Genomic DNA, 23617 nt, shown 5'->3' on the forward strand with positions numbered 1-23617 from the left:
GCGCTTGCGATCGGCAGGCGGGCGGGCTGGCCCCGCCGCGCTCCCGAAAGATTTCTCAAAAAACCGCTTGACTCTCTATCTTCCAGTAGATAAAGTACAACCCATGGAAACGAAACCGAACGTCCGCGAACAACTGCTCGAACATGCGATCGAGCTGATGATGCTGCGAGGCTACAACGGTTTCAGTTACCGCGACCTGTCGGCACGGGTCGGCGTCAAGACCTCGAGCATCCACTACTACTTTCCGTCCAAGGACGATCTGGTGCTGGAAGCGGTCGAGGCCTACAGCGCGAACGTGCTGGCCGGCATCGACAGCATCGACCCGGCGCTGCCGGCGGACCAGAAGCTGAGCCGCTACACGCAGTTGTTCGGCACGGTGCTCGGCGACGGCCACCGGATCTGCCTGTGCGGGATGCTGGCGGCGGACATCGAATCCTTGCCGGATTCGGTCCGGCAGGCGGTGCAGGCGTTCTTCGGCGTCAACGAGCGCTGGCTCGCCGCGCTGCTCGCGCAGGGCGCCCAGGACGGCACGCTGGCCTTCAGCGGCGCGCCCGAGGATGCGGCCCGCACGCTCTACGCGGCCTACCAGGGCGCGGTGCTGGCGAGCCGGCTGTTCCAGGCGAAAGGGCGCCTCGACGAAGTCGAACGGGCCTGGAAAAAAACGCCGTGACGGCGGAGGTGGCAGTACACGGAAGGGCGGCTCCCGCCTTTTTATTGGAATTTGTTATCTATCTATTGATAGATAAATAGTCGAAAGGCAGACGGTCATGCGTCTGCGTTTTTTGAATCAAGTTGTCTATCTAGTAGTCGATAGTTAAACGCCGTTCCCTCATTCAACAGGAGTCAATCATGTCGATCGAAAAAGTGCTGTACCGCGCCCAGGCCCATGCAACCGGTGGCCGTGACGGCCGTGCGGTGGTGCCCGAAGGCAACCTGGATTTCAAGCTGACCACGCCGCGTGAACTCGGCGGCGCGGGCGGTGCCGGCGCGAACCCGGAGCAGCTGTTCGCGGCCGGCTACAGCGCCTGTTTCCTCGGTGCGATGAAGTTCGTCGCGCATCGCGACAAGATCGCGATCCCGGCGGACGTGGCGATCGACGGCAGCGTCGGCATCGGCGCGATCCCGAACGGCTTCGGCATCGAGGTCGAGCTGCGCATCGCCCTGCCGGGCATGGACCGCGAAGCGGCGCAGGCGCTGGTCGACAAGGCGCACATCGTCTGCCCGTACTCGAACGCGACGCGCGGCAACATCGACGTCACGCTCACGATCGTCTAATCGCCCGCTCGCCATCCATTCCGTCTTTCGTCATCGCCATCCATTGCTGAGGAGTCCATCATGAAGATCGTCAAGCCCCTGCTGATCGCCGCCGCCGTATCCGCGATCGTCGCCGCCAGTTCCGCGTTCGCCGCCGGTGCGGCCACCTCGACCGCGCCGGCCACGCCCGATGCCACCACCACGCGCTTCCTCGCCGCGCTGAACGGCACGAAGGGGCCGGGCCTCGAAACGCTGGCGCCGGCCAAGGCCCGCCAGGTGCTGGTGGACGCGCAGAACGGCGTGAAGGTGGATCTGTCGGGCATCGACGTGTCGACGCGCACCATCGAGCAGGACGGCCTGAGCGTGCCGGTGACGATCGTGCGTCCGCAGGGCGCGAAGGGCACGCTGCCGGTGTTCATGTTCTTTCACGGCGGCGGCTGGATCCTCGGCGATTTCCCGACCCACGAGCGGCTGGTGCGCGACCTCGTCGTCCAGTCGGGCGCGGTGGCGGTGTTCGTGAACTACACGCCGTCGCCGGAAGCGCAGTACCCGGTGGCGATCAACCAGGCCTACGCGGCGACCCGATGGGTGGCCGCGCACGGCGACGAGATCGGCGTGGACGGCAGCCGCCTCGCGGTGGTCGGCAACAGCGTGGGCGGCAACATGGCGGCGGTCGTCGCGCTGATGGCGAAGGACAAGGGCGGCCCGGCGATCCGTTTCCAGGGCCTGCTCTGGCCGGTGACGGACCACAACTTCAACGACGGCTCGTATCAGGCCTACCAGAAGGATCACTTCCTGACGCGGCCGATGATGAAGTGGTTCTGGGACGCGTACACGACGAAGGAAGCGCAGCGCAACGAGATCTACGCGTCGCCGCTGCGCGCCTCGACGGCCGAGCTGAAGGGCCTGCCGCCTGCGCTGATCCAGGTCGCGCAGTTCGACGTGCTGCGTGACGAGGGTGAAGCCTACGGCCGCAAGCTCGACGCGGCCGGCGTGGAGGCCACCACCACGCGCTACAACGGCACGATCCACGACTTCGGCCTGCTGAACGCGCTGGCCGAGGACGCGCCGACCAAGGCCGCGATGAAGGCGATGGCGAGCGAGCTGAAGTCGCGCCTGAACTGAGCGGCGGGTTGCGGCTTCGGCCGCACCCACGTTCGCACCGGTTCCGCCGCCGGTGCCGGAAGCCGGATCACGACGGACCGGTCGCGTCTTGCGCGCGACCGGTCCGTTCGCGTTCGGGGCGTGCGTGGCGCGGCCGCATCGCCCATTGGCGGCCGTGCGGGCCGACACGTTATCCTTGGCGGTTTCGGATACATGGACACGCGGACATGAAATCAACGCCCAGGTCACGCGCCGGCGGCGCGCCGAACCCGGCGGACCCGGCCCTCGCCGATCCGGCGGCGGGTCCGGCGGCCGAGGCGGGCGGCGACCGGACCGAATCGGTCGCGGCGGTCGGCAAGGTCTTCACGATCCTCGCCGCGATGGGCGCGAGCGGCGCGCGGCAGGCCGGTACCGCGATCGACGTGGCCGAGCTATCCCAGCAATTGGGCATGTCGCGCCCGGGCGTGCAGCGCCTGCTGCAGACGCTCGTCGCGCTCGGCTACGTCGCGCGCGAGCCCGACCCGGAGCGCTACCGGCTCACGATGCAGCTGTTCGAGCTGGGCGCGAAGGCGCTGGAGAGCGTCGACCTGGTGCGCGAGGCCGATCTCGAGATGCGGCGCATCGCGGCCGCCACGCGCGAAGCGATCCACCTCGGCGCGCTCGACGACGACGCGATCATCTACATCCACAAGATCGACGCCGACTACGGCCTGCGCATGCAGTCGCGCATCGGGCGCCGCAATCCGCTGCACAGCACCGCGATCGGCAAGGTGCTGCTGGCCTGGACGCCCGACGACGAAGTGCGCGAGATCCTCGCGCGCGTGGAGTTCCGCCCGTCCACGGCGCGCACGCTGGGCTCGGCGCAAGCGCTGCTGGCGATCCTGCCGCGCGTGCGCGAGCAGGGCTACGGCGAGGACGACGAGGAACAGGAAGAGGGCCTGCGCTGCCTCGCGGCGCCGATCTTCAACCGCTTCGGCAACGTGGTCGCGGCGCTGTCGATCTCGTTTCCGACCATGCGCTGCGGCGCGAACACGAAGACGCACTACGTCGCGCTGCTGCGCGAGGCGGGGCAGGCCATCTCGGCGCGCATCGGCTATCACGGCGCGTGGCCCGGCCCGGGCGCCGGGCGCTAGGACGGCGGCGCCAGCCGCCCGAGACCGGCACGGCCCGGGCATGGCGCATGGCTCAGGGAAGGCTCAGGCCGTTTTCGCGCCACGGATCGCCGTGCGCATGAACGACACGAAATGCTCCGTCACCGCATGGTGCCGCGCGGTCGGCCATGCGAGCCCGACGCGCCATTTCGCGGTGCGGTCGCGCAGTTCCAGCACGGTGGCGTCGCGCAGCAGATGGCGCGCGCGCGACGGGATGAAGGCCACGCCGGCGCCGGCCGCCACCGAGGCCAGCACCGACTGCACGTCCTCGGCCTGCTGGCTCACGTTCGGCACGAAATCATGCGCGAGGCACCAGCGATCGACCTGCGCGGCCAGCCCGGCGCCGCGCGAGCGCTGCAGCGCGATGAAGCCGATCTCGTTGAGCACCTCGAGCTGCGCCGGCAGGCGCGCATGACCGAGTTGCGGCGGCAGCGCCAGCGCGAGTGTTTCGTCCACCACCTTGAACGACGCGAGGCCGTCGGCCGCCGGCATCCGCAGGAAGCCGGCCTCGAGCTTGCCCGACGCGAGGCGGCGCGTCTGCTCGCCCGACGACAGGTCGCTCAGCGTGACCGACACCGACGGGTTGCGGCGCCGGAACTCGGCGATCAGCGGCGGCACCAGCGTCAGCACCGACAGGCAGATGCCGATGCGCAGGTGCCCGCGCCGGCCGCTGCTCGACTCGCGCGCGCGGGCCAGGATCTCGTCGGCGTCATGCACGAGCGCCTGCGCGTCGATCACGAAGGTCTCGCCGAACGGCGTGAGTTCGGCACCGTGCCGGCCGCGCTCGAACAGGCGCCCGCCGAGGCTCGCCTCGAGCGCGCCGATCTGCTTGCTGAGCGCGGGCTGGCTCATGTGCAGCGCGTCGGCCGCGCGGCCGAAATGGCGCAGCTCGGTGACGGTCAGGAAGGTCCGCAGCAGTTTCAGTTCCATTCCGTGGCGTTATCGGATCGATCAAAACATTCATTTTACGGATCGATGCCGGACGCGTTCAATACGGGCTCGTCCCGCCCTCAAGGAATCACGATGCCCGACCGACACCTGAATGGCCGCGCGCCCGACCCCGCTTCGCTCGTGGACGACTGCACCCGCGCGTCATCGGGCGATGGAGCACCGGCAAGTCATGCGGAAGCCGGCGAATCCGCGTCGCCGGTCGGCAAGCGCTCGCGCGGCCGGTTCGCGGCGGCGCCGGTCGCGCCGCGCGCGGCGGCGGGGTCGATCGCGATCAGCTTCGCCGTGGTCGCGTTCCGCAACTGGCCGCGGCGCGGCATCTGACGGAAAGGCGGCGGCGCGCGCAAGGCACGGCCGCCATGCTCACGACGCAATACCGTCGCGCGGCAGCGGGGCGACCAGCAGGCCGTCCAGCACGCGCCGGGCGTTCTCGGCGCAGGCCATCTCGTCGGGTTTTTCCTCGACCTGCCGGATCAGCGCGAGCAGCCGCGCCTTGCCGAGCGCGAGCTGCTGCTCCATGCGCTCGATGTCGGCCACCTTGCGCCGCAGCTTCGGCAGCAGTTCGCCGTGGCGCCAGTCCGACAGATCCTCGGGCAGCATGTCGCGAATCTCGTCGAGCGAGAAGCCGGCCTGCTGCGCATGCACGATCACGGCCAGCGCGAGTTCGGCGTCGGACGCATATTCGCGGTAGCCGTTGGCCAGCCGCGTCGCCGTGCGCAGCAGGCCCCGGGCTTCGTAGAAGCGGATGCGCGACGGCGCGAGTCCGGTGCGCCGGGCCAGTTCTCCGATTTTCATGCGCGGCTCCTCCCGCTTGACATTGAAGCGAACTTTAATCTTATCGTCGGTGGCATTCAATGCGGGGAGCCGCCCATGACACTTTTCACCGCCCTGACGCTGCCGAACGGCACCGTCATCCCGAACCGTCTGGCCAAGGCCGCGATGGAGGAAAACCTGGCCGATGCCGACCACGCGCCGTCCGCGGCGCTGTTGCGGCTCTACCGCGCGTGGGCCGACGGCGGCGCCGGGCTGGTGCTGACCGGCAACGTGATGATCGACCGGCGCGCCATGACGGGGCCGGGCGGCGTGGTGCTGGAGGACGACCGGCATCTCGGGCGCTTCGCGCGCTGGGCACAGGTGGCGCGCTCGGGCGGCGCGCAGGTATGGATGCAGATCAACCATCCGGGCCGGCAGATGCCGGCCGAACTGGGCCAGCCGACCGTCGCGCCGTCGGCCGTGGCGATGGACCTGGGCGCCTTTTCGAACCGGTTCCGGGTGCCCGCCGCGATCACGGACGCGCAGATCGCCGAACTCGTGCAGCGTTTCGCGCGCGCCGCGCAGCTGGCCGAAGCGGCGGGTTTCAACGGCGTGCAGATCCATGCGGCGCACGGGTATCTGCTGAGCCAGTTCCTCTCGCCGCTGACGAACCGGCGCGACGATCGCTGGGGCGGCCAGATCGCCAACCGCGCGCGTCTGCTGCTGGAGGTGGTGGCCGCCGTACGCGCGGTGGTCGGCGCCGGGTTCGCGGTGTCGGTGAAGCTCAACTCGGCCGATTTCCAGCGCGGCGGCTTCGAGCCCGACGACGCGAGGCAGGTGGTCGCGATGCTGGGCGAGCTGCCGGTGGACCTGATCGAGCTGTCGGGCGGCAGCTACGAGGCGCCGGCGATGCAGGGGCAGGCGCGCGACGGCCGCACGCTCGCGCGCGAGGCCTATTTCCTCGAATTCGCGCGCGACATCGCGGCGGTCTCGCGCGTGCCGCTGATGGTGACGGGCGGCATCCGGCGCCGCGCGGTGGCCGAGCAGGTGGTCGCGAGCGGCGTGGCGATGGCGGGGATCGCCACTGCGCTGTCGATCGCGCCGGACCTGCCGCGCCGCTGGCGTGCCGGCGAGGCGCTCGCGCCCGCGCTGCGCCCCGTCACGCTGAAGAACAAGGCGCTCGGCGCAATGGCGAACATGGCGATGGTCAAGTACCAGCTGGTGCGCCTGAGCCGCGGCCGCGGCACGAAGCCTGACGTCTGGCCGATCGGCGCGCTGGTGCGCCAGCGCCTCGCGAACGCGTGTCAGGTGCGTCGATATCGGCGCTGGTCGGCACGCGGCGAGGTGCGTTGAACGGGGGCGACCGTGGTGCGCGCGAGCGGCTCCGCGGTGCCGTCGGGACGCATGGGCGGCGGCGCTTCCATGCGGAACCGCGTAAGGCCGAAATCCTGAGCCGAAGCCGCGGCCGCGGCTGCGGGCCGAACGTCGAAAATCGAAGGTCGAGATCGCGCGCTGTGGGCCGTGAGCAGCTCATCGGCCCGCATCGCGCCGTCCGTGACCCGCATGCCCAGCGCATCGCGTGCATCGCAGACGCGTGGTGCAACAGCAACCCATCCACCGCTCACACCCATCAAACAACTCGCGCCCGCGAATCACGCGGGGTCGGCTTTCCGCGCGGCGCCTGCAGCAGATACACACCGCACAGGATCAGCGCGAGCGCGCCGAGATCCCATGAATGCAGCGGTTCGCCCGCGAACACGCAGCCGATCGCGAGCGCGACCACGGGCGGCAGGTAGGTGACGCTCGACGCCGCGACGGCGCCGAGCCGATGCACGATGAAGTAATACAGCACGAACGCGATGCCGGTGCCGGCGAGTCCAAGGCCGAACACCATGCCGGCGAACGTCGCGCGGTCGGTGGCGATGCGCGCGATGCCGTGGAAGTCGGTCACCGCCGCGAGCGTGACGAGCGCGAGCCCCATCTGCCAGGTGGCCAGCGCGAACGGTGAGAACGCATGCGCCGACAGGAAGCGCCGCGCGTAGACGAACGACGCGCCCACGCTGGCCGAGCCCGCCAGCATGAACAGCACGCCGAGCGGATTCACGCCGTTGGCCGCGCTGTTCCACGGCCGCGCGATCAGCAGCACGCCCGCGAAGCCGAGCGCGACGCCGGCGATCTTGCGCGGCCGCGGTCGTTCGCTGTCGAGGAACAGCGCCGCGCAGACGAACGAGAACAGCGGGATCGCGCCGCTCAGCATGCCGGCCACGCCCGAGGCGAGCAGCGACGCGCCCTTGGCGAACGCGAAGTAGTAGACCGAGGTGGCCAGCAGCGACATCACGAAAAAGTGGTGGATCTGCCGTGCCTGCCGCCAGTGCAGATCGCGCCGCAGCAGCGCGAACGCGAGGATCGCGACGAAGCCGAACAGCACGCGCAGGAACACGATCTGCAGCGGCGTGATCAGCAGGCTCGCCCACTTCATCATCAGGAAATTGGTGCCCCAGATCAGGCCGAGCACGGCGAAGGCGGGATAGGCGAGGTTCATGGCGGTGGCGCTGCGATCGTGGAGGGACGGCAGGCCAGTGTGGCGGCGGCGGGGCGCCGTCACAAGCCATGAATTTTGCTCGAAAACAGTAGAAAAACTACTGTCTAAAGGGTCCGGATGAAAACCCGTCGGTAGCGCCAAGGCCTGGACCGGCAAGTCAGCGCCAACCCAGCCGGGGCGCCCCGTCAGCCAATAGAAATTCTACGGAAAGAAAGCAGGAATGATGATTCGACACGTCTGCCTGGCCGGCACTACAGTGGCCAAGGTGCGGGACCGGCGGGCCTGCCGGTTCGCGATTCCACTCCAGGAGGACACATGACTGCAGAAAAAGTCGCGCTCGTCACGGCGGCGGGCAAGGGCATGGGCGCGGCCATCGCGACCGAACTGGCCGCGAACGGCTATCGCGTCGCGCTGATGTCGCCATCGGGCAGTGCCGAGCGCCTCGCCGCGGAGCTGGGCGGCTTCGGCATCGCGGGCTCGGTCACCGAGGACGCCGACGTCGAGCGGCTGGTGGCCGGCACGCTCGAACGCTACGGTCGCATCGACGCGGTGGTCAACAACACCGGCCATCCGCCCAAGGGCGAGCTGCTCGCGATCGACAACGGACAGTGGCACCTCGGGCTCGACCTGATCGTGCTCAGCGTGGCGCGCGTGCTGCGGCGCGTGACGCCGGTGTTCCAGGCGCAGGGCGGCGGCGCGGTGGTCAACATCTCGAGCTTCGCGGCCGATGCGCCGGAGCCGGCGATGCCGGTGTCGTCGACGCTGCGCGCGGCGCTGAGCGCCTACACGCGGCTCTACGCGGAGCGCTACGCGAGCGAGGGAATCCGGATCAACGCGGTGCTGCCGGGCTTCATCGACAGCTGGCCGGCCACCCCCGAGATCGTGGCGCGGATTCCGGCCGGGCGCTTCGGCCGGACCCGGGAGATCGCGAAGACGGTCGCGTTCCTGCTGTCGGACGGCGCCGGCTACATCACCGGGCAGAACCTGCGCGTGGACGGCGGCATCGTCCGCGCGCTGTAACGCGCCGGGCGCGGCCCGGCCGCCTCGCGCTCAACGCAAACGTCAACGCAACGTCAGCGCAGCTGGGTGGCCGCGAGGCAAAGCACCATGCTGCCCACGGCGCCGTCCAGCAGGCGCCACGCCACCGCCTTGCGAAACAGCGGCGCGAGCAGCCGCGCGCCGTAGCCGAGGCCGATGAACCACAGCACGCTGACCGTCATCGCGCCGATCGCGAACGCCACGCGCGCGCCGGCCGGCTCGCGCGCGCCAGCGGTGCCGATCAGCAGGAAGGTGTCGAGGTAGACGTGCGGATTGAGCCAGGTGAAGGCGAGCGTCATCATTACGATCGGCAGCACGCGCTGCGCGGGCGGCGCCACCTGGCCCGAGGCGGCGTCGAGCGTGGCGTGGCCGGGCTTCAGCGCGCGCAGCAGCGCGCTGAGGCCGAACCACGCCAGATAGGCGAGGCCGATGTAGAGCACCACGTGGATGAAGGTGGGGTAGCGCTCGACCAGCGCCGAGGCGCCGCCCACGCCGACGGCGATCAGCAGCATGTCGGACAGCGCGCAGAGCACGACGATCTTGCCGATGTGCGAGCGCATGATGCCCTGGCGCAGCACGAAGGCGTTCTGCGCGCCGATGGTGACGATCAGCGACGCGCAGAGCGCGGCGCCATGAGAGAGGGCGATCCAGTTCATGAAATTTGGGGGACGGTGGACTTGGGCGACGTATGCGGCTAGTCTGCGGGTTCGATTGTCATAAGAAAAGCTAAATTCCCTAATCTCAATGAAGGAAAACTGAATGCTCGACTACGCGCTGCTGGAGGCGCTGTCCGCGGTGATCCGGCACGGATCGTTCGAACGCGCGGCGAAGGACCTCAACGTGTCGCCGTCGGCGGTGTCGCAGCGCATCAAGCTGCTCGAGGAACGCGTCGGCAGCGTGCTCGTCAAGCGCGGGCAGCCGTGCGTGGCGACCACCTCGGGCGCGCTGCTGTGCCGGCATACCGAGCGCGTGCAGCTGCTCGAGGCCGAACTGTCCGGGCAGGTGCCGCATCTGCCCGGCGCGGTGGGCGCGTGGCCGACGCTGCGCATCGCCGTGAACGACGACAGCGTGGCCACCTGGTTCGTCGACGCGGTCGCGCCGTTCTGCGCGCAGAGCGGCACGCTGCTCGACCTCGTGATCGACGACCAGGACTACACGGCCGAGCGGATTCGTGACGGCAGCGTGCAGGGCGCGATCACCGCCCAGGCCGAGCCGATCCAGGGCTGCCGCTCGACGCGGCTCGGCCGGATTCGCTATCACGCGGTCTGTTCGCCGGCGTTCCAGGCGCGCTATTTCGCCGACGGCCTCACGCGCGAGGCGCTGCGGCGCGCGCCGTGCGTGATGTTCAGCCCGAAGGACGGCCTGCAGATGCGCTTCATCCGGCGCGCGACGCGCACCGATCTCGATCCGCCGAAGCACTGGATTCCGCACGTGGCCGGCTATCTGCGCGCCTGCGAGACGGGACTCGGCTGGGGAATGTGCCCGGTGCGCATGATCGAGCGGCAGGTCGCCTCGGGCGAGATGGTGGACCTGTCGGAGGGGCGCAGCATCGACATCGAGCTCTACTGGCAGAGCTGGCGGCTATCGATCGGCTGGCTCGACGAGTTCAGCCGCGTGCTGAAGACGAGCGCCGCGCAATGGCTCGATTGAACGTGGCGCGAGGGTGTCGTGCGTACCAAAAAACAAAGGCGCCTCTGGAGGCGCCTTTTGTGATCGCAGGGCCGACAGGCGTCGGGCCTCGATGGGGAGTGGCAGTGGGGTCTTGATTCGAAGGCGGGATCGAGCCGCGCATCGGACCCGTGGCTAACGGAACCATCAGATTGCGCGCAGGCCGTCGAAATCGAGCACGCGAACCACGCGCCCCTGCATGACGAGCAGGCCCTGCCGCTGGAACTTCGACAGCGTGCGGCTGACCGTTTCGAGCGTGATGCCCAGATAGCTGCCGATGTCCTCGCGCGTCATGCGCAGGTTGAACTCGGTGGCCGAATAACCGCGCACCATGTAGCGCGCCGAGACGTCGAGCAGGAACGAGGCGACACGCTCGTCGGCGTTCAGCGACCCGAGCAGGATGGCCTGCGTGGTCTCGCGTACGATCTGCTCGCTCATCAGCTTCAGCACGCGTGCCTGCAGCGTGCTGGCCTCGGAGCACAGCGAGCGCAGCGAGCCGTAGGGGATCACGCAGACGGTGCTGTCCTCGAGCGCGACGGCGGTGCGCGGATGGTGGCTGTCGCAGATGCCGTCGAAGCCGAGCGCCTCGCCGGCCAGATGGAGGCCCGCCACCTGCTCGCGGCCGTCCTGGCGCGTGGCGATGGTCTTGATCGAACCGGAGCGCACCGCGTAGAGATTGTCGAACTCGTCGCCTTCGCGGAACAGCGCTTCGCCGCGGCGCACGGGGCGCGCCGCGCAGATCACCGACTCGAGGCGCTCGACGGCCTCGGTATTGAGGCCTTGGGGCATGCAGAGGTGCCGCATCGAACAGGTGGAGCAATGGGCGGCGGGATGGGGGGCCCAGGAGCTGGAGGAGCGGACCGGGCGGGAGGAACGTTGGGGGAGAGGAATCAACATGATGCGTACTCACACTTATGAAGAAGCAACGGTGACTATTGTCCCACCGGGTTTTCCATGAGTTGAGCGGCAAAACGCCGCGACGCGGAATGCGTCGCGTTTTGCGCCATGGCAATGTGATCAGCTTTCCTTAGTTTTTTCCGACGCTTCGTTTGAATGCGATGCCGCAGACGGGATCAAAAGCACCGGCAGACAAGCCTGTCGGACGCATTGCTCGGCGATGCTGCCGAGCATCAGGCGTTTGAATCCGCGCCGGCCGTGGGTGCCGAGCACGAGCAGGTCGGCGCCGTATTCGGTTGCCGCTTCGAGGATCAGCGACGACACGTCTGCGAGCGTGGCGGCCTCGCCGGTCAGCACGTCGCCCGTCACGCCGGCGTCCTGCATGCGCTGGGCGAAGTCGCGCGTGAGGTCGCTGCCCTGCGCCACGAGCTGCTCGCGCAGCACGGACGGGTCGTAGCCGGGCACGTTGTAGTAGACGGCCGCGTTCTCGACCGCATAGAACGCGCGCAGCGTCGCGTGTTCGGACTGCGAGAGGGCAAGGGCCGCATCGAACGCGTGACGCGACGTTTCACTGCCGTCGACTGCTACGAAGATGCGCTGGTACATGAGGGCTCCCTGGTGCGGTGGATGAAGGCGCTCCGGCGACGCCGGATGCCGTTGAAAAGATGCTGCGAGGGAGGTTATACGATCGGTTCGCGATTTGCAGCGTCGCGGGGCCGCCGTGCAATCATGTCGCACCCCGCCTCCGCCCGGTGCCGTCCGGACGTGGTTGCCGCATGGGCCGAGCATCGGACGTCGGACCTCGGGTCCGGCTCGCCGCGATCCGTGAAAACCCCGTCCTGGCCGCCTGCCGCATGGCGGAACGGCGAGCGGCGCCTGCTCACTGACAGGATTTATTTCAGGTAGAAGACAGGGAAACGACAGAGTATGATGCGCTACGAGATGGGCACGGCGGCCTCGGCCCGCCGTGCCGCTTCTGCCCGCAACGGGCACCGCGGCACCCTTAGACGGTGGTAGTGAAGAAAAACACAAGGGACACAAGCTGGGGCGGACTCATGCATTCGACGACAACGGCATTCACCCATCGCGGCTATCTTCTGAATTGCGCGCCGGCCCGCGCCGGCGACGGTTCGTTCCAACCCTACGTGGTCATCTCCCGATCGAGCGACGGCGAGCTGGTCGCGAATCGATTTTTTCCATCCGATCTCCATTTCTGCGAAGAAGGCGAGGCGGTCGCGCACGCGCGCGACTGGGCCGTGCGCTGGATCGACGCGAGCAGCATGACGGTGTAGGCGCCGGCAGGGGCGTCGTTGCGGGGCGGCATTTCGCGTGCGTATACAAAACGCGGTAATCTTGTCGTCTTCGTCATCCTTCATTCTTCCAGCACGGCCGTGGGGTTTCCGCACGGCCGGCTTCCCCTGCCATGTCGAATTCGTCCGCCGGCCGCTCCTGGGGCCTTGAACAGATCGTCGCCGAACTGCGCGAGTCGCGCGAAACCCTGCACCGCACGCGCCACCCGCGCGGCATCCGCGAGCTGCCCTCGCGCGACGCCATCTGCAAGTTCGTGACCGGCCTGCGCGCCTCGCTGTTCCCCACCCATTACGGCGCGCCCGACCTGACCGACGAGAGCGTCGATTTCTACGTCGGCCACACGCTGGAAGCCACGCTGCGCGTGCTGCACGAGCAGGTGCGCCGCGCGCTGCGGTTCCTGCCCGAGTATGCGGACAGCGGCTTCGCCGAACTCGACGAACGCGCGTTCGAGATCGCGCGCACGTTCGGCCGGCAGCTGCCGGCGATCCGCGCGCTGCTCGTCAGCGACATCCAGGCCGCCTACGCGGGCGATCCGGCCGCGCAGCACATCACCGAGATCCTGCTCTGCTATCCCGGCGTGCTGGCGATGATGCACCACCGCCTCGCGCATGCGCTGCACCGGCTCGGCGTGCCGCTGCTCGCGCGCTTCATCAACGAGATCGCGCATTCGGCCACCGGCATCGACATCCATCCGGGCGCCACGATCGGCCCGAGCTTCTTCATCGACCACGGCACCGGCGTGGTGATCGGTGAGACCGCGATCATCGGCGAGCGCGTGCGCGTCTACCAGCACGTCACGCTCGGCGCGAAGAGCTTCCCGGCCGACGGCGACGGCGCGCTCGTGAAGGGCAACGCGCGGCATCCGATCGTCGAGGACGACGTGGTGATCTATGCCGGCGCGACGATCCTGGGCCGCGTGACGATCGGGCGGGGCTCGGTGATCGGCGGCAACGTCTGGCTCACGCACAGCGTGCCGGCGGGCAGCAGCGTCGCGCAGGGCAAGGTGCGCGAGGGCGAGCGCACGGAGCGCGACGGCGGCGCGTGAGCTCGGGCCGCGGGGCCGCCCGCGACGCCGGCATGCGGGCGCAACGCATGCCGGCAGCCGGCGAGCCGCCGCCAAGGTGAGGTTTTTCGGGGGCGGTGGACGTCGATTGAAAATGGCGGCGATGCAATGCCGCCGAGGCGATATGGATTCGATCCGGATCGTTCGGATAACTGACGGACGGGAGTAATCCGGCATGGATGGCCGAAGCGGAATGGCACAACGCAGCCGCATCGAAACGGACAACGAAACAGCGGCGACGCGCGCAAGCCTCGCGCGCTTCATCGCCGCCGGCTATCTATCGGCAACCGAGGACCGCTCAGCGCGACTCGGCCGGCGAGCGATGCTTGTAGAGCACGTCCTGATCGACGCGGATCAGGTTCTGCCCCGCATCGACGACGAAATCGACGCCGTGGTACGCACTGCCCGTCAGCAGCAGGATCGCGTCGGCCACGTCGTCGGGGCCGGCGATTCGCGCGAGCGGTGTCGAAGCATGGCTCGCGTGCTCGAAATCGGCCTCGGTCTGGTCGTCGCTGGGCAGCATCAGCCCCGGGAACACCGCGTTCACGCGCAGCACCGGCGCGGCCGACATCGCGAGCATCTGCGTCAGGTTGCCGAGCGCGGCCTTCGCGACCGTGTAGCTGAAGTGGTCGCGATGGAAGTTGTCGCGGATCTTCTGGTCGATCACGTTGATCACCACGCCCTGCGCGCCGGCCGCCTTCGCGCGGTCGTGAAAGCGCCGCGCGAGCAGCAGCGGCGCGCGGCAGTTGACCTGCCAGGCAGCGTCGAGCGCCTCGAGCTCGAAGCTCGGGAAGTGATCCTGCCAGAACACCGACGCGTTGTTGACCAGCACGTCGAGCCGCCCGAAGCGCGCGTACACCGCGTCGACCAGCGCCGCGCAGGCCGCGGCGTCGGTCAGGTCGGCCTGCAGCGCCACCGCAGCCGCGCCGGCCGCGTCGATCTCGCGCGCGGTGGCGTCGGCCGCGTCGGCCGAGCGGTCGTAATGCACGGCGACGCGGTAGCCGCGTGCGCCGAAGCGGCGCGCGAACGCGCGGCCCGCGCGGCGCGCGGCGCCCGTCACGAGCACCACCGGCGCGGCGTCGGACGATGCGGCGGCGGGAGCATGCTGCGCCATCACGTATTGGTCAGGTTGACCGACGACGGATTCGCCACGATCGACAGGAACTCGCGGCGCGTGGCCGGATCGGTGCGGAACGTGCCGAGCATGCGCGAGGTGACCATCTCGACGCCGGGCTTGTGGACGCCGCGCGTCGAGATGCATTGATGCGCGGCCTCGAGGATCACGCCCACGCCCTTCGGCTGCAGCACCTCGAACAGCGTGTCGGCGATCTGCACCGTCATCTTCTCCTGGATCTGCAGACGCTTGGCGAACGCATCGACGAGCCGCGCGAGCTTCGAGATCCCCACCACGCGGTGGTTCGGCAGATACGCCACGTGCGCGCGGCCGATGATCGGCACCATGTGGTGTTCGCAATAGCTCTCGAAACGGATGTCCTTCAGCACGATCATTTCGTCGTAGCCGTCCACCTCGCTGAAGGTGCGCGCGAGGATCTCGCGCGGTTCGAGCTGGTAGCCCCGGAAGAACTCTTCATAGGCACGCGCCACGCGCGCCGGCGTATCGAGCAGGCCCTCGCGGGAGGGATCGTCGCCGGCCCAGCGCAGCAGCACGCGCACGGCATCTTCGGCTTCGGCGCGGCTCGGGCGCGCGAGATCGCCCGTGGTCGGGGCTGCGACGGGTTCCGCCGCCTTGTTGGCGGTCTTGCGTTTTGACATGCTTTCGGGCTCCTGTTGGCGCCGCTCGGGGCGGCTGACCGGCCATTGTTTCATGCTTTTGACGATCCCGCCGCTGCGTTCCGGGCTTCACGATGGCTTCACGCGGGCTTTGCGCGCTAGGGGGCGCGGGCCGTGTCGCGCATCGGTCGGGCAGCGCTTCATTTCGGCCATTCGTCGAGCGCGTCGTTGAAGAGGCCCGCCACCACGCCGCGCAGCCAGCTGGTGCGCGGGTCGTTGTGGAACTTCCGATGCCAGTGCTGGCGAAGATCGAAACGCGGCAGCGCGAGCGGCGGTTCGAGCAGCGTGATCGACGCATGCTCGGCGGCATAGGCATAGCCGATCGCATGCGGCACGGTGGCGATCAGGTCGGTGCGGCCGAGGATGAACGGCAGGCTCATGAAGTGGCTGGTCTCGAGCACCGCGCGCCGATGCAGCCGCGCCTTCGCCAGATGCTGTTCGAGCACCTCCTGGCTGCGCCCTTCGGCGCGCACCACCGCGTGGCCGCAGGCAAGGTACTGCTCGAGCGTGAGCGGCCCGCCCGCGAGCGGATGCCCGCGTCGCACGAGGCAGATGAAGCGGTGCGTGAACAGCCGCTGCTGGAAGAAGTTGCTACCGCCGAGATCGGGGAAATAGCCGACCGCGAGATCGACCGCGCCGGCTTCGAGCCCGCGCTCGACCTCGGTGTGCGGCAGCGACACCGAGCGCAGGTTCGCGCGCGGCGCCCGGCGCGCGAACTCCTGCAGCAGCCGCGGCAGGAACACGATCTCGCCGACGTCGGACAGCGCGATCGAGAACGTGTCGGTGGCGGTGGCCGGATCGAACGCATGCGGCGTGGCGAGGCCGCGCCGGATCTGCGCGAGCGCGTCGCGCGCAGCCGGCACCAGCGCCAGCGCGCGCGGCGTCGGCTCCATGCCGCGCGAGGTGCGCACGAACAGCGGATCGCCGAAGTGCTCGCGCAGCCGTGCCAGCGCGGCGCTCACGCGCGGCTGGCTCACGCCGAGCAGGTCGCCGGCGCGGCTCACGTGGCGCGCCTCGTCGAGAGCCACCAGGTAGGGGATCAGGTTCAGATCGAGTTCGAAATCGAGTTCGGGCATGGCGCGACCATTATCGGAATTCGATATGAAACATATCTCCAAAATGGCATTGCCGCATAGTCGGCGCGGCCCCGACAATCGGACCACAAAAGATTCATTCATCGAATCAAAGTTCAGGAGACGAACAATGCGTACCCAGGTCGCGATCATCGGCGCCGGTCCCGCCGGGCTGCTGCTATCCCATCTGCTTCGCCTGCGCGGCATCGACACGGTGCTGATCGAGGCGCGTTCGCGCGAGTACTGCGAGAACCGGATTCGCGCCGGCGTGCTGGAGCAGGGCACCGTCGATACGCTTCACGAGGCCGGGCTCGGCACGCGGATGCGCCGCGAGGGGCTGGTCCACCACGGCATCGAGCTGCTGTTCGGCGGCGAGCGCCACCGCCTCGACCTGTCGGCGCTGACCGGCGGGCGCGCGATCACCGTCTACAGCCAGCACGAGGTGGTGCGCGACCTGATCGCGGCCGGCATCGCGCACGGCCACGAAATGCATTTGGAGGTGAGCGAGGTCGCGCTGCACGAGGTCGAGTCCGGGCGCCCATCGGTGACGTTCCGGCGCCGCGACGGCCGCGCCGAGCGCATCGACTGCGATTTCATCGCCGGCTGCGATGGCTTCCACGGCATCGCGCGGCAGACCATCCCCGAGGCGCTGCAACGCACCTTCGAGCGCGTCTATCCCTACGCCTGGCTCGGCATCCTCGCGCAGGCGGCGCCGTCGCTCGACGAACTCGTCTACGCGCACCACGAGCGCGGCTTCGCGCTGTTCTCGATGCGCTCGCCGACGGTCACGCGCCTCTATCTGCAATGCCGCCCCGACGAGGATCTCGCCGCGTGGTCCGACGCGCGGATCTGGGACGAGCTGCACGCGCGCTTCGCGAACGCCTCGGGCTGGACGCCCACCGAGGGGCCGATCGTGCAGAAGGGCGTGACGCCGATGCGCAGCTTCGTCTGCGAGACGATGCGCCACGGCCGCCTGCTGCTGGCCGGCGACGCCGCGCACATCGTGCCGCCCACCGGCGCGAAGGGGATGAACCTGGCGGTGGCCGACGTGCGGACGCTGGCGCACGCGCTCGCGGCTCACTACGCGGGCGACGCGGCGCCGCTCGACGGCTATTCGGAGCGCTGCCTCGAACGCGTCTGGCGCGCCGAGCACTTCTCCTATTTCATGACGAACATGCTGCATCCGTCGCCCGACGATTCGCCGTTCGTGAACCGCCTCAAGCTGGCCGAGCTGAAATACGTGACGCGTTCGCACGCGGCCGCGCAGGTGCTGGCCGAGAATTACGTCGGGCTGCCGTTCGACGATGCCGCCGCGGCCGCCACCCCCGCGTCAGCCCGCCTTGACAACGCGCCGAGCGAGATTCTATGATCGCCGCATCGTTCGCTAAACGAATCTAGGTTCGATAGACGAACAAAACGGGTCGCCCGGCGGCCCGATGCGGCGCGGCCCGAGTGATCCGGCGCGCTGGCCGGCCGTCGCGCTGCGCGACGCGGATTCCCTCAGGAAGAGCCATGGTCAACAAGATTTTCGATTCCCTGCAGTCGGCGGTGGCCGACATCCATGACGGCGCGACCATCATGATCGGCGGTTTCGGCACGGCGGGCATGCCGTCCGAGCTGATCGACGCGCTGATCGCGCATGGCGCGCGCGATCTGACGATCGTCAACAACAACGCCGGCAACGGCGAAACCGGCCTGGCCGCGCTGCTGAAGGCCAGGCGCGTGCGCAAGATCATCTGCTCGTTCCCGCGCCAGTCCGACTCGCAGGTGTTCGACGCGCTCTACCGTTCCGGCGAGATCGAGCTGGAACTGGTGCCGCAGGGCAACCTGGCCGAGCGGATCCGCGCGGCCGGCGCCGGCATCGGCGGCTTCTTCACGCGCACCGGCTACGGCACGAAGCTGGCCGAAGGCAAGGAAACGCGCGAGATCGACGGCAGGCAGTACGTGTTCGAGACGCCGATCCATGCCGATTTCGCGCTCGTGAAGGCGTTCAAGGGCGACCGCTGGGGCAACCTCGTCTATCGCAAGACCGCGCGCAACTTCGGGCCGGTGATGGCCACCGCCGCGAAGACCACGATCGTGCAGGTCTCGCAGGTCGTCGAGCTGGGCGGCCTCGATCCCGAACAGATCGTGACGCCCGGCATCTTCGTGCAGCGCGTCGTCGAAGTGCCGCAAGCCGTGCATGCGGCCGAACTCGCCGCGCAGGCCGCCTGAACCCGGAGAACCCACGATGAAACGACTGACCCGTGATGAGATGGCCCAACGCGTGGCCCGGGACATTCCCGAAGGCGCCTACGTGAACCTCGGCATCGGCGTGCCGACGCTGGTGGCGAACCACCTCGACGCGAACAAGGAAATCTTCCTGCACAGCGAGAACGGCGTGCTCGGCATGGGCCCCGCGCCCGAGGCCGGCGCCGAGGACGACGAGCTGATCAACGCCGGCAAGCAGCACGTTACGCTGCTGACGGGCGGCGCGTTCTTCCACCACGCCGATTCGTTCGCGATGATGCGCGGCGGCCACCTCGACTACTGCGTGCTCGGCGCGTTCCAGGTGTCGGCGCGCGGCGACCTGGCCAACTGGCACACCGGCGCGCCCGACGCGATCCCCGCCGTGGGCGGCGCGATGGACCTCGCGATCGGCGCCAAGCAGGTGTTCGTGATGATGGAGCACCTGACCAAGCAGGGCGAAAGCAAGATCGTCGCCGAGTGCTCGTATCCCGTTACCGGCATCGGCTGCGTGACGCGCATCTACACCGACCTGGCCGTGCTCGACGTGACGCCGACGGGCCTCGCCGTGACCGAGATCTTCACCGATCTCTCGTTCGACGAACTGCAGACGCTGACGGGCGTGCCGCTCGTCGACGCGACCGAGCGCGCGACCGCGTAAGCGGGTAGGCGAGTCAGCGCGCCCGGCGGGCTCGCGCGCGGGCACCGACGCGGGCCGTTGCAAGGTCCGCCGGGTCCGCCGAGGTTCGCCGGAGCATGCGACTATCAGGAGACGCCCGCCGGCACCACGCCAGCGCAGCGGCGCGGCACCAGCGGCGGTCGCCCACTCGCGGCGCCGCGCGCGGCCGCCGCCCGCCAGCGCACGGCGTCGCGCTTCGGTGGACAATACGCGCTACCGGCCCTTCCCGACCTTCCGATCCTCCCATGTACGAAGACAGTGCCCGATTGACTTCCCTGATCGGCGGCGACGCCGCGCTGATCCGGATCTGGTCGCCGGCGGCGACGCTGCAGCGCATGCTCGACGTCGAGGCCGCGCTCGCGCGCTCGCTCGCCGCGCACGGCGTGATTCCCACCGCGGCCGTCGCGCCGATCGAGGCCGCCTGCCGCGCCGAACGGCTCGACGCCGAGGCGCTCGCGCGCGACGCCGCGCTCGGCGGCAATCTCGCGATCCCGCTCGTCAAGCAGCTGACCGCGCGCGTCAAGGACGCCGACGCCGAGGCGGCGAAGTTCGTCCACTGGGGCGCGACGAGCCAGGACATCCTCGACACCGGCCTCGTGCTGCAGCTGCGCGACACGTTCGACGCGCTCGAACCGCTGCTCGACACGCTGTGCAATTCGCTCGCCGCGCTCGCGCGCACGCACCGCGCCACGCCGATGATCGGCCGCACCTGGCTGCAGCAGGCGCTGCCGATCACGCTGGGGCTGAAGTTCGCGCAGTGGCTCGACGCGCTCGGCCGCCACCGCCAGCGTCTGGCCGCGCTGCGCGGCGAGGTGCTGGTGCTGCAGTTCGGCGGCGCGGCCGGCACGCTCGCGAGCCTGCGCGAGGCGGCACCGCGCGTGGCCGCCTCGCTCGCGGCCGAGCTCGCGCTCGCGCTGCCCGACCTGCCGTGGCATACCCAGCGCGACCGCATCGCCGAGACGGCGTCGTTCTTCGCGATGGTGATCGGCACGCTCGGCAAGATCGCGCGCGACATCTCCCTGCAGATGCAGACCGAGATCGGCGAGCTGGCCGAGCCGGCCGCGGCCGGCAAGGGCGGCTCGTCCACCATGCCGCACAAGCGCAACCCGGTGGGCTGCGCGGCCGTGCTGAGCGCCGCCGTGCGCGCGCCGGGGCTGGTCGCCACCGTGTTCGCCGGGATGGTGCAGGAGCACGAGCGCGCGCTCGGCGGCTGGCAGGCCGAATGGGACGCGCTGCCCGAACTCGCGCGGCTCGCGGGCGGCGCGCTGGCCGGCGTCGCGCAGATCGTCGGCGGCCTGAACGTGGATACGGACCGGCTCGCCGCCAACCTCGACGCCACGCGCGGCCTGGTGCTCGGCGAGGCCGTGATGCTCGCGCTCGGCGACCGGATCGGCCGGCTCGACGCGCATCATCTCGTCGAGCAGGCGTCGAAGGAAGCGGTGCGTTCGAACCGCACGCTGCACGAGGTGCTGGCCGCCGAGCCGGCCGTCACCGCGCACCTGACGCCCGATGCGCTGCGCCAGCTGCTCGACCCCGCTCATTACGTCGGCGAAGCCGCTGCGTTCGTCGATGCCGTGCTCGCGCGCCACGCGAGCCACGCCTAAACCAAGGAGAACCAACGATGCCCTTTGCTTCTGTCAACGGTGTGAAGCTGCATTACCGGATCGACCGTGCCGCGAGCGCCGACGCGCCGTGGCTGGTGTTTTCGAATTCGCTCGGCGCGGACCTGTCGATGTGGGCCGCGCAGATCGCGGCGCTGCGCGCGCGCTTCAACCTGCTGCGCTACGACACGCGCGGCCACGGCCACTCGGACGTGCCGCCCGGCCCCTACACGATCGACCAGCTGGCCGGTGACGTGATCGGCCTGCTCGACCATCTCGGCATCGAGCGCGCCCACTTCTGCGGCATCTCGATGGGCGGCCTGACCGGCGCCGCGCTGGCCGCGCGCCATCCGCAGCGCCTCGGGCGCGTCGTGCTGGCCAACACCGGCGCGAAGATCGGCACGCCCGAGGTATGGGAGCCGCGTGCCGCGAAGGCGCGCGACGAAGGCATGCACGCGCTGGTCGACGCGGTGCTGCCGCGCTGGTTCAAGAAGGAATTCTTCGCGGCCGAGCCGCGCCTCGTCGACGTGGTGCGCGACACCTTCGTGCATCACGACAAGCACGGCTACGCGGCCAACTGCGACGCGCTGAACACGGCCGACCTGCGCGAGGACGTGAAGGGCGTCACGCTGCCGGTGCTGGTGGTGACCGGCGCGCACGACACCTCGACGCCGCCCGAACTCGGACGCGCGCTGGCCGCCGCGATCCCGGGCGCGCGGCACGTGGAATTCGACGCCGCGCACATTTCCAACATCGAATGCGCCGACGGCTTCAACCGCGCGCTGCTCGATTTCCTGACCGCGTGACGAGGAGCCGACGCATGGACGACCAGCAACGTTACGAAGACGGGCTCGGCGTGCGCCGCGCGGTGCTCGGCGAGGCCCACGTGGAGCGTTCGCTCGCGAACCGCAGCGAGCTGACCACCGATTTCCAGGACTTCATCACGCGCTATGCCTGGGGCGAGATCTGGACCCGCGAGGGGCTGCCGCGCCATACGCGCAGCCTGCTGACGATCGCGATGATGGTGGCGCTCAACCGTGGCGAGGAACTCGCGCTGCATCTGCGCGCCGCGAAGAACAACGGCGTGACGCGCGACGAGATCAAGGAAGTGCTGATGCAGACCGCGATCTATTGCGGCGTGCCGGCGGCGAACTCGGCGTTCCACCTGGCCGACCGGATCTTCAAGGAAGACGACGCGGCCGCGGCTGCAGCCGCGGAGTCGTGAGCGCGGGCTGCTTGCGCGGGACGTGAGGTGAACGCGGCGCGGTGCGTTGGCGGCGCCGCGCCGATCGAGACGAAGCGGGGCGCTTGTCGCGTGCGTGATGCGCGCGACAAGCGCCCCGTGTTCATTCCGGCGCATCGTGGAGCTTCGCGAACTGGCGCAGATAGGCGCGCAGCGCCGACTCCACGCCGCGCCGGTCGGCCGGCGTGGCCGCGCGCATCGTATGTTCGTCGCCGAACAGCGTGCGCGGCGCGACGTAAGTGCCGACTTCGCTGCGTTCGCGCGTGACGCGGATGTGATGGGTGTTCGGGTGATATTCGGCGCGCCAGCGCAGGCCCTCGATGCGGTCGCCGGCCTTCACGATTGTCTTCATCGGCTCTCTCCCGGCCGGGCGGGCGTGCCGTCGGCGCGCCGGCACCCGGTCGGTCAGCCTACGCCCCGGCGTGGCGGCGGGCAAGCGGGGCACGAACGGGCGGCGAGGGGCGGCTCACACGCGGACGGCCAGCATGACTCGTCGCTCCCAACCTTGCTTCGGCGCCGGGCCGCCGCTCAGGTCGCCACTCAAGCCGCCGCGAGCTTCGCCGCGATCGGGTACAGCGAGGCCACCAGTAGCACCGCCATCGTCACGTTGAACGCGCGCAGCCGGCGCCGGTTCGACAGGAAGCCGCGCATGCCCTGGCCGAACGCGGCCCACACGCTGATGCAGGGGAAGCCGACCAGGATGAACACCACGGCCATCCCCACCGCATTCGCGCCGTAGCTGGCCGAGAGCTGCACGGTGGTCGCGGCGGTCAGCACCATCATCCACGCCTTCGGGTTGATCCACTGGAACAGCGCGGCCTCGACGAACGTCATCGGCCGGGACTTGCCCTGGTTGGCGCTCACTTCGCCGGAGGTGCCGATGCGCCAGGCCAGATAGAGCAGATAGACGATGCTGGCGATTTCCAGCACGGTATAGAGTCGCGGCACGCGCGAGAACGCCTCGCCGAGGCCGAAGCCGATCGCGAGCATCATGATCGCCACGCCGCTGCTGATGCCGACCATGTGCGGCATGGTCCGGCGAAAGCCGAAGTTGACGCCCGAGGCGAGCAGCATGGTGTTGTTCGGGCCGGGCGTGATCGAGGTGACGAGTGCGAACAGCATGCCGGCGGGCAGGGCGCTCAGGGTGAGGATGTCCATGGGTGGCCTCTTTTCTTCGGGGTCGCCTGGATGGCGGGTGGATGAAGAGGCAGTGTAGCGACAGTTATCGGTACGGTACCGGTACAGTTTGGCAGTAAGGCGCCGGTACGAGTGGCC

The 23617-nt window shown here is 69.3% G+C and carries 27 protein-coding genes; 16 read left to right on the top strand and 11 right to left on the bottom strand.

Going from position 1 to position 23617, the window contains the following annotated elements; all coding sequences use genetic code 11:
- The first annotated feature begins 103 nt into the window (after positions 1 to 103).
- The 4 genes from BpN12_RS00340 to kdgR all read left to right on the top strand — a co-directional run bounded on the left by BpN12_RS00340 (position 104) and on the right by kdgR (position 3491).
- Entirely contained in the window at positions 104 to 670 is a 567-nt protein-coding gene (locus BpN12_RS00340; RefSeq protein WP_246793313.1) for a TetR/AcrR family transcriptional regulator, read from the top strand.
- 179 nt (positions 671 to 849) lie between these two features.
- On the top strand, positions 850 to 1275 hold the full coding sequence (locus BpN12_RS00345) for an organic hydroperoxide resistance protein (protein WP_198256161.1): 426 nt from the start codon (positions 850 to 852) through the stop codon (positions 1273 to 1275).
- A gap of 60 nt (positions 1276 to 1335) precedes the next feature.
- Positions 1336 to 2379, top strand: coding sequence for an alpha/beta hydrolase (locus BpN12_RS00350; RefSeq protein WP_246793314.1), 1044 nt, complete (start codon positions 1336 to 1338; stop codon positions 2377 to 2379).
- Positions 2380 to 2585: 206 nt separating this feature from the next.
- Positions 2586 to 3491 (top strand): DNA-binding transcriptional regulator KdgR, encoded by a 906-nt coding sequence (gene kdgR, locus BpN12_RS00355; protein WP_246793315.1) that lies wholly within the window; start codon positions 2586 to 2588, stop codon positions 3489 to 3491.
- A gap of 63 nt (positions 3492 to 3554) precedes the next feature.
- Here kdgR and BpN12_RS00360 read toward each other — a convergent pair whose 3' ends face one another.
- Positions 3555 to 4439: a LysR family transcriptional regulator gene (locus tag BpN12_RS00360; RefSeq protein WP_246793316.1), complete on the bottom strand. Its 885-nt coding sequence runs from the start codon at positions 4437 to 4439 to the stop codon at positions 3555 to 3557.
- Positions 4440 to 4484: 45 nt separating this feature from the next.
- Here BpN12_RS00360 and BpN12_RS00365 point away from each other — a divergent pair, with 45 nt between their 5' ends.
- Positions 4485 to 4781, top strand: coding sequence for a hypothetical protein (locus tag BpN12_RS00365; RefSeq protein ID WP_246793317.1), 297 nt, complete (start codon positions 4485 to 4487; stop codon positions 4779 to 4781).
- A 39-nt stretch (positions 4782 to 4820) separates the two neighbouring features.
- Here the strand turns inward: BpN12_RS00365 and BpN12_RS00370 are convergent, their stop codons facing one another.
- Positions 4821 to 5252 carry a MerR family transcriptional regulator gene (locus BpN12_RS00370; RefSeq protein ID WP_246793318.1) on the bottom strand — a complete coding sequence of 144 codons (432 nt, stop codon included), beginning with the start codon at positions 5250 to 5252 and terminating at the stop codon, positions 4821 to 4823.
- Between the two features lie 75 nt (positions 5253 to 5327).
- Between BpN12_RS00370 and BpN12_RS00375 the strand changes: the two genes are divergently transcribed.
- Positions 5328 to 6563 carry an NADH:flavin oxidoreductase/NADH oxidase family protein gene (locus tag BpN12_RS00375; protein ID WP_246793319.1) on the top strand — a complete coding sequence of 412 codons (1236 nt, stop codon included), beginning with the start codon at positions 5328 to 5330 and terminating at the stop codon, positions 6561 to 6563.
- Positions 6564 to 6840: 277 nt separating this feature from the next.
- Here BpN12_RS00375 and BpN12_RS00380 read toward each other — a convergent pair whose 3' ends face one another.
- Positions 6841 to 7752: a DMT family transporter gene (locus BpN12_RS00380; protein WP_246793320.1), complete on the bottom strand. Its 912-nt coding sequence runs from the start codon at positions 7750 to 7752 to the stop codon at positions 6841 to 6843.
- Positions 7753 to 8067: 315 nt separating this feature from the next.
- On the opposite strand from BpN12_RS00380, the gene BpN12_RS00385 reads away from it, so the two are divergent.
- Entirely contained in the window at positions 8068 to 8772 is a 705-nt protein-coding gene (locus BpN12_RS00385; RefSeq protein ID WP_246793321.1) for an SDR family oxidoreductase, read from the top strand.
- A gap of 53 nt (positions 8773 to 8825) precedes the next feature.
- On the opposite strand, the gene BpN12_RS00390 is transcribed toward BpN12_RS00385, so the two are convergent.
- A complete protein-coding gene (locus tag BpN12_RS00390; RefSeq protein ID WP_246793322.1) occupies positions 8826 to 9446 on the bottom strand; it encodes a LysE/ArgO family amino acid transporter in 621 nt (206 codons plus the stop codon).
- Between the two features lie 103 nt (positions 9447 to 9549).
- Between BpN12_RS00390 and BpN12_RS00395 the strand changes: the two genes are divergently transcribed.
- Positions 9550 to 10440: a LysR family transcriptional regulator ArgP gene (locus tag BpN12_RS00395; protein ID WP_246793323.1), complete on the top strand. Its 891-nt coding sequence runs from the start codon at positions 9550 to 9552 to the stop codon at positions 10438 to 10440.
- A 165-nt stretch (positions 10441 to 10605) separates the two neighbouring features.
- Here BpN12_RS00395 and fnr read toward each other — a convergent pair whose 3' ends face one another.
- Complete coding sequence (fnr, locus tag BpN12_RS00400; RefSeq protein ID WP_042626859.1) at positions 10606 to 11355, bottom strand: fumarate/nitrate reduction transcriptional regulator Fnr; 750 nt, start codon at positions 11353 to 11355, stop codon at positions 10606 to 10608.
- Between the two features lie 120 nt (positions 11356 to 11475).
- Complete coding sequence (locus BpN12_RS00405; protein WP_246793324.1) at positions 11476 to 11961, bottom strand: universal stress protein; 486 nt, start codon at positions 11959 to 11961, stop codon at positions 11476 to 11478.
- Positions 11962 to 12410: 449 nt separating this feature from the next.
- Here BpN12_RS00405 and BpN12_RS00410 point away from each other — a divergent pair, with 449 nt between their 5' ends.
- Complete coding sequence (locus tag BpN12_RS00410) at positions 12411 to 12647, top strand: hypothetical protein (RefSeq protein WP_042626861.1); 237 nt, start codon at positions 12411 to 12413, stop codon at positions 12645 to 12647.
- Positions 12648 to 12778: 131 nt separating this feature from the next.
- The gene (gene epsC / locus BpN12_RS00415) at positions 12779 to 13711 is read left to right on the top strand and encodes a serine O-acetyltransferase EpsC (RefSeq protein ID WP_246793325.1); all 933 of its coding nucleotides are present in this window, start codon (positions 12779 to 12781) and stop codon (positions 13709 to 13711) included.
- A 316-nt stretch (positions 13712 to 14027) separates the two neighbouring features.
- Here the strand turns inward: epsC and BpN12_RS00420 are convergent, their stop codons facing one another.
- The 3 genes from BpN12_RS00420 to BpN12_RS00430 all read right to left on the bottom strand — a co-directional run bounded on the left by BpN12_RS00420 (position 14028) and on the right by BpN12_RS00430 (position 16596).
- On the bottom strand, positions 14028 to 14843 hold the full coding sequence (locus tag BpN12_RS00420; protein WP_246793326.1) for an SDR family oxidoreductase: 816 nt from the start codon (positions 14841 to 14843) through the stop codon (positions 14028 to 14030).
- Positions 14843 to 15502 (bottom strand): GTP cyclohydrolase I FolE, encoded by a 660-nt coding sequence (gene folE, locus BpN12_RS00425; protein WP_246793327.1) that lies wholly within the window; start codon positions 15500 to 15502, stop codon positions 14843 to 14845. Before folE ends, BpN12_RS00420 begins: the two co-directional genes overlap by 1 nt.
- A gap of 158 nt (positions 15503 to 15660) precedes the next feature.
- Positions 15661 to 16596: a LysR family transcriptional regulator gene (locus BpN12_RS00430; RefSeq protein ID WP_246793328.1), complete on the bottom strand. Its 936-nt coding sequence runs from the start codon at positions 16594 to 16596 to the stop codon at positions 15661 to 15663.
- Positions 16597 to 16723: 127 nt separating this feature from the next.
- On the opposite strand from BpN12_RS00430, the gene BpN12_RS00435 reads away from it, so the two are divergent.
- The 6 genes from BpN12_RS00435 to pcaC all read left to right on the top strand — a co-directional run bounded on the left by BpN12_RS00435 (position 16724) and on the right by pcaC (position 22324).
- Positions 16724 to 17962, top strand: coding sequence for a 4-hydroxybenzoate 3-monooxygenase (locus tag BpN12_RS00435; RefSeq protein WP_246793329.1), 1239 nt, complete (start codon positions 16724 to 16726; stop codon positions 17960 to 17962).
- A 143-nt stretch (positions 17963 to 18105) separates the two neighbouring features.
- Positions 18106 to 18807, top strand: a complete 702-nt coding sequence (locus tag BpN12_RS00440) for a 3-oxoacid CoA-transferase subunit A (RefSeq protein ID WP_246793330.1) — start codon at positions 18106 to 18108, stop codon at positions 18805 to 18807.
- A gap of 16 nt (positions 18808 to 18823) precedes the next feature.
- On the top strand, positions 18824 to 19480 hold the full coding sequence (locus tag BpN12_RS00445; protein ID WP_246793331.1) for a 3-oxoacid CoA-transferase subunit B: 657 nt from the start codon (positions 18824 to 18826) through the stop codon (positions 19478 to 19480).
- Between the two features lie 263 nt (positions 19481 to 19743).
- On the top strand, positions 19744 to 21102 hold the full coding sequence (locus BpN12_RS00450; RefSeq protein ID WP_246793332.1) for a 3-carboxy-cis,cis-muconate cycloisomerase: 1359 nt from the start codon (positions 19744 to 19746) through the stop codon (positions 21100 to 21102).
- 17 nt (positions 21103 to 21119) lie between these two features.
- The gene (gene pcaD, locus BpN12_RS00455; RefSeq protein WP_246793333.1) at positions 21120 to 21905 is read left to right on the top strand and encodes a 3-oxoadipate enol-lactonase; all 786 of its coding nucleotides are present in this window, start codon (positions 21120 to 21122) and stop codon (positions 21903 to 21905) included.
- 14 nt (positions 21906 to 21919) lie between these two features.
- Positions 21920 to 22324 carry a 4-carboxymuconolactone decarboxylase gene (pcaC, locus tag BpN12_RS00460; RefSeq protein WP_246793334.1) on the top strand — a complete coding sequence of 135 codons (405 nt, stop codon included), beginning with the start codon at positions 21920 to 21922 and terminating at the stop codon, positions 22322 to 22324.
- Positions 22325 to 22445: 121 nt separating this feature from the next.
- Here pcaC and BpN12_RS00465 read toward each other — a convergent pair whose 3' ends face one another.
- A complete protein-coding gene (locus BpN12_RS00465) occupies positions 22446 to 22694 on the bottom strand; it encodes a hypothetical protein (protein ID WP_198256126.1) in 249 nt (82 codons plus the stop codon).
- A 188-nt stretch (positions 22695 to 22882) separates the two neighbouring features.
- On the bottom strand, positions 22883 to 23500 hold the full coding sequence (locus BpN12_RS00470; RefSeq protein ID WP_246793335.1) for a LysE family translocator: 618 nt from the start codon (positions 23498 to 23500) through the stop codon (positions 22883 to 22885).
- Between the last annotated feature and the right edge of the window lie 117 nt (positions 23501 to 23617).

The sequence above is a fragment of the Burkholderia perseverans genome, assembly GCF_022870505.1.
Classification (GTDB): Bacteria; Pseudomonadota; Gammaproteobacteria; order Burkholderiales; family Burkholderiaceae; genus Burkholderia; species Burkholderia plantarii.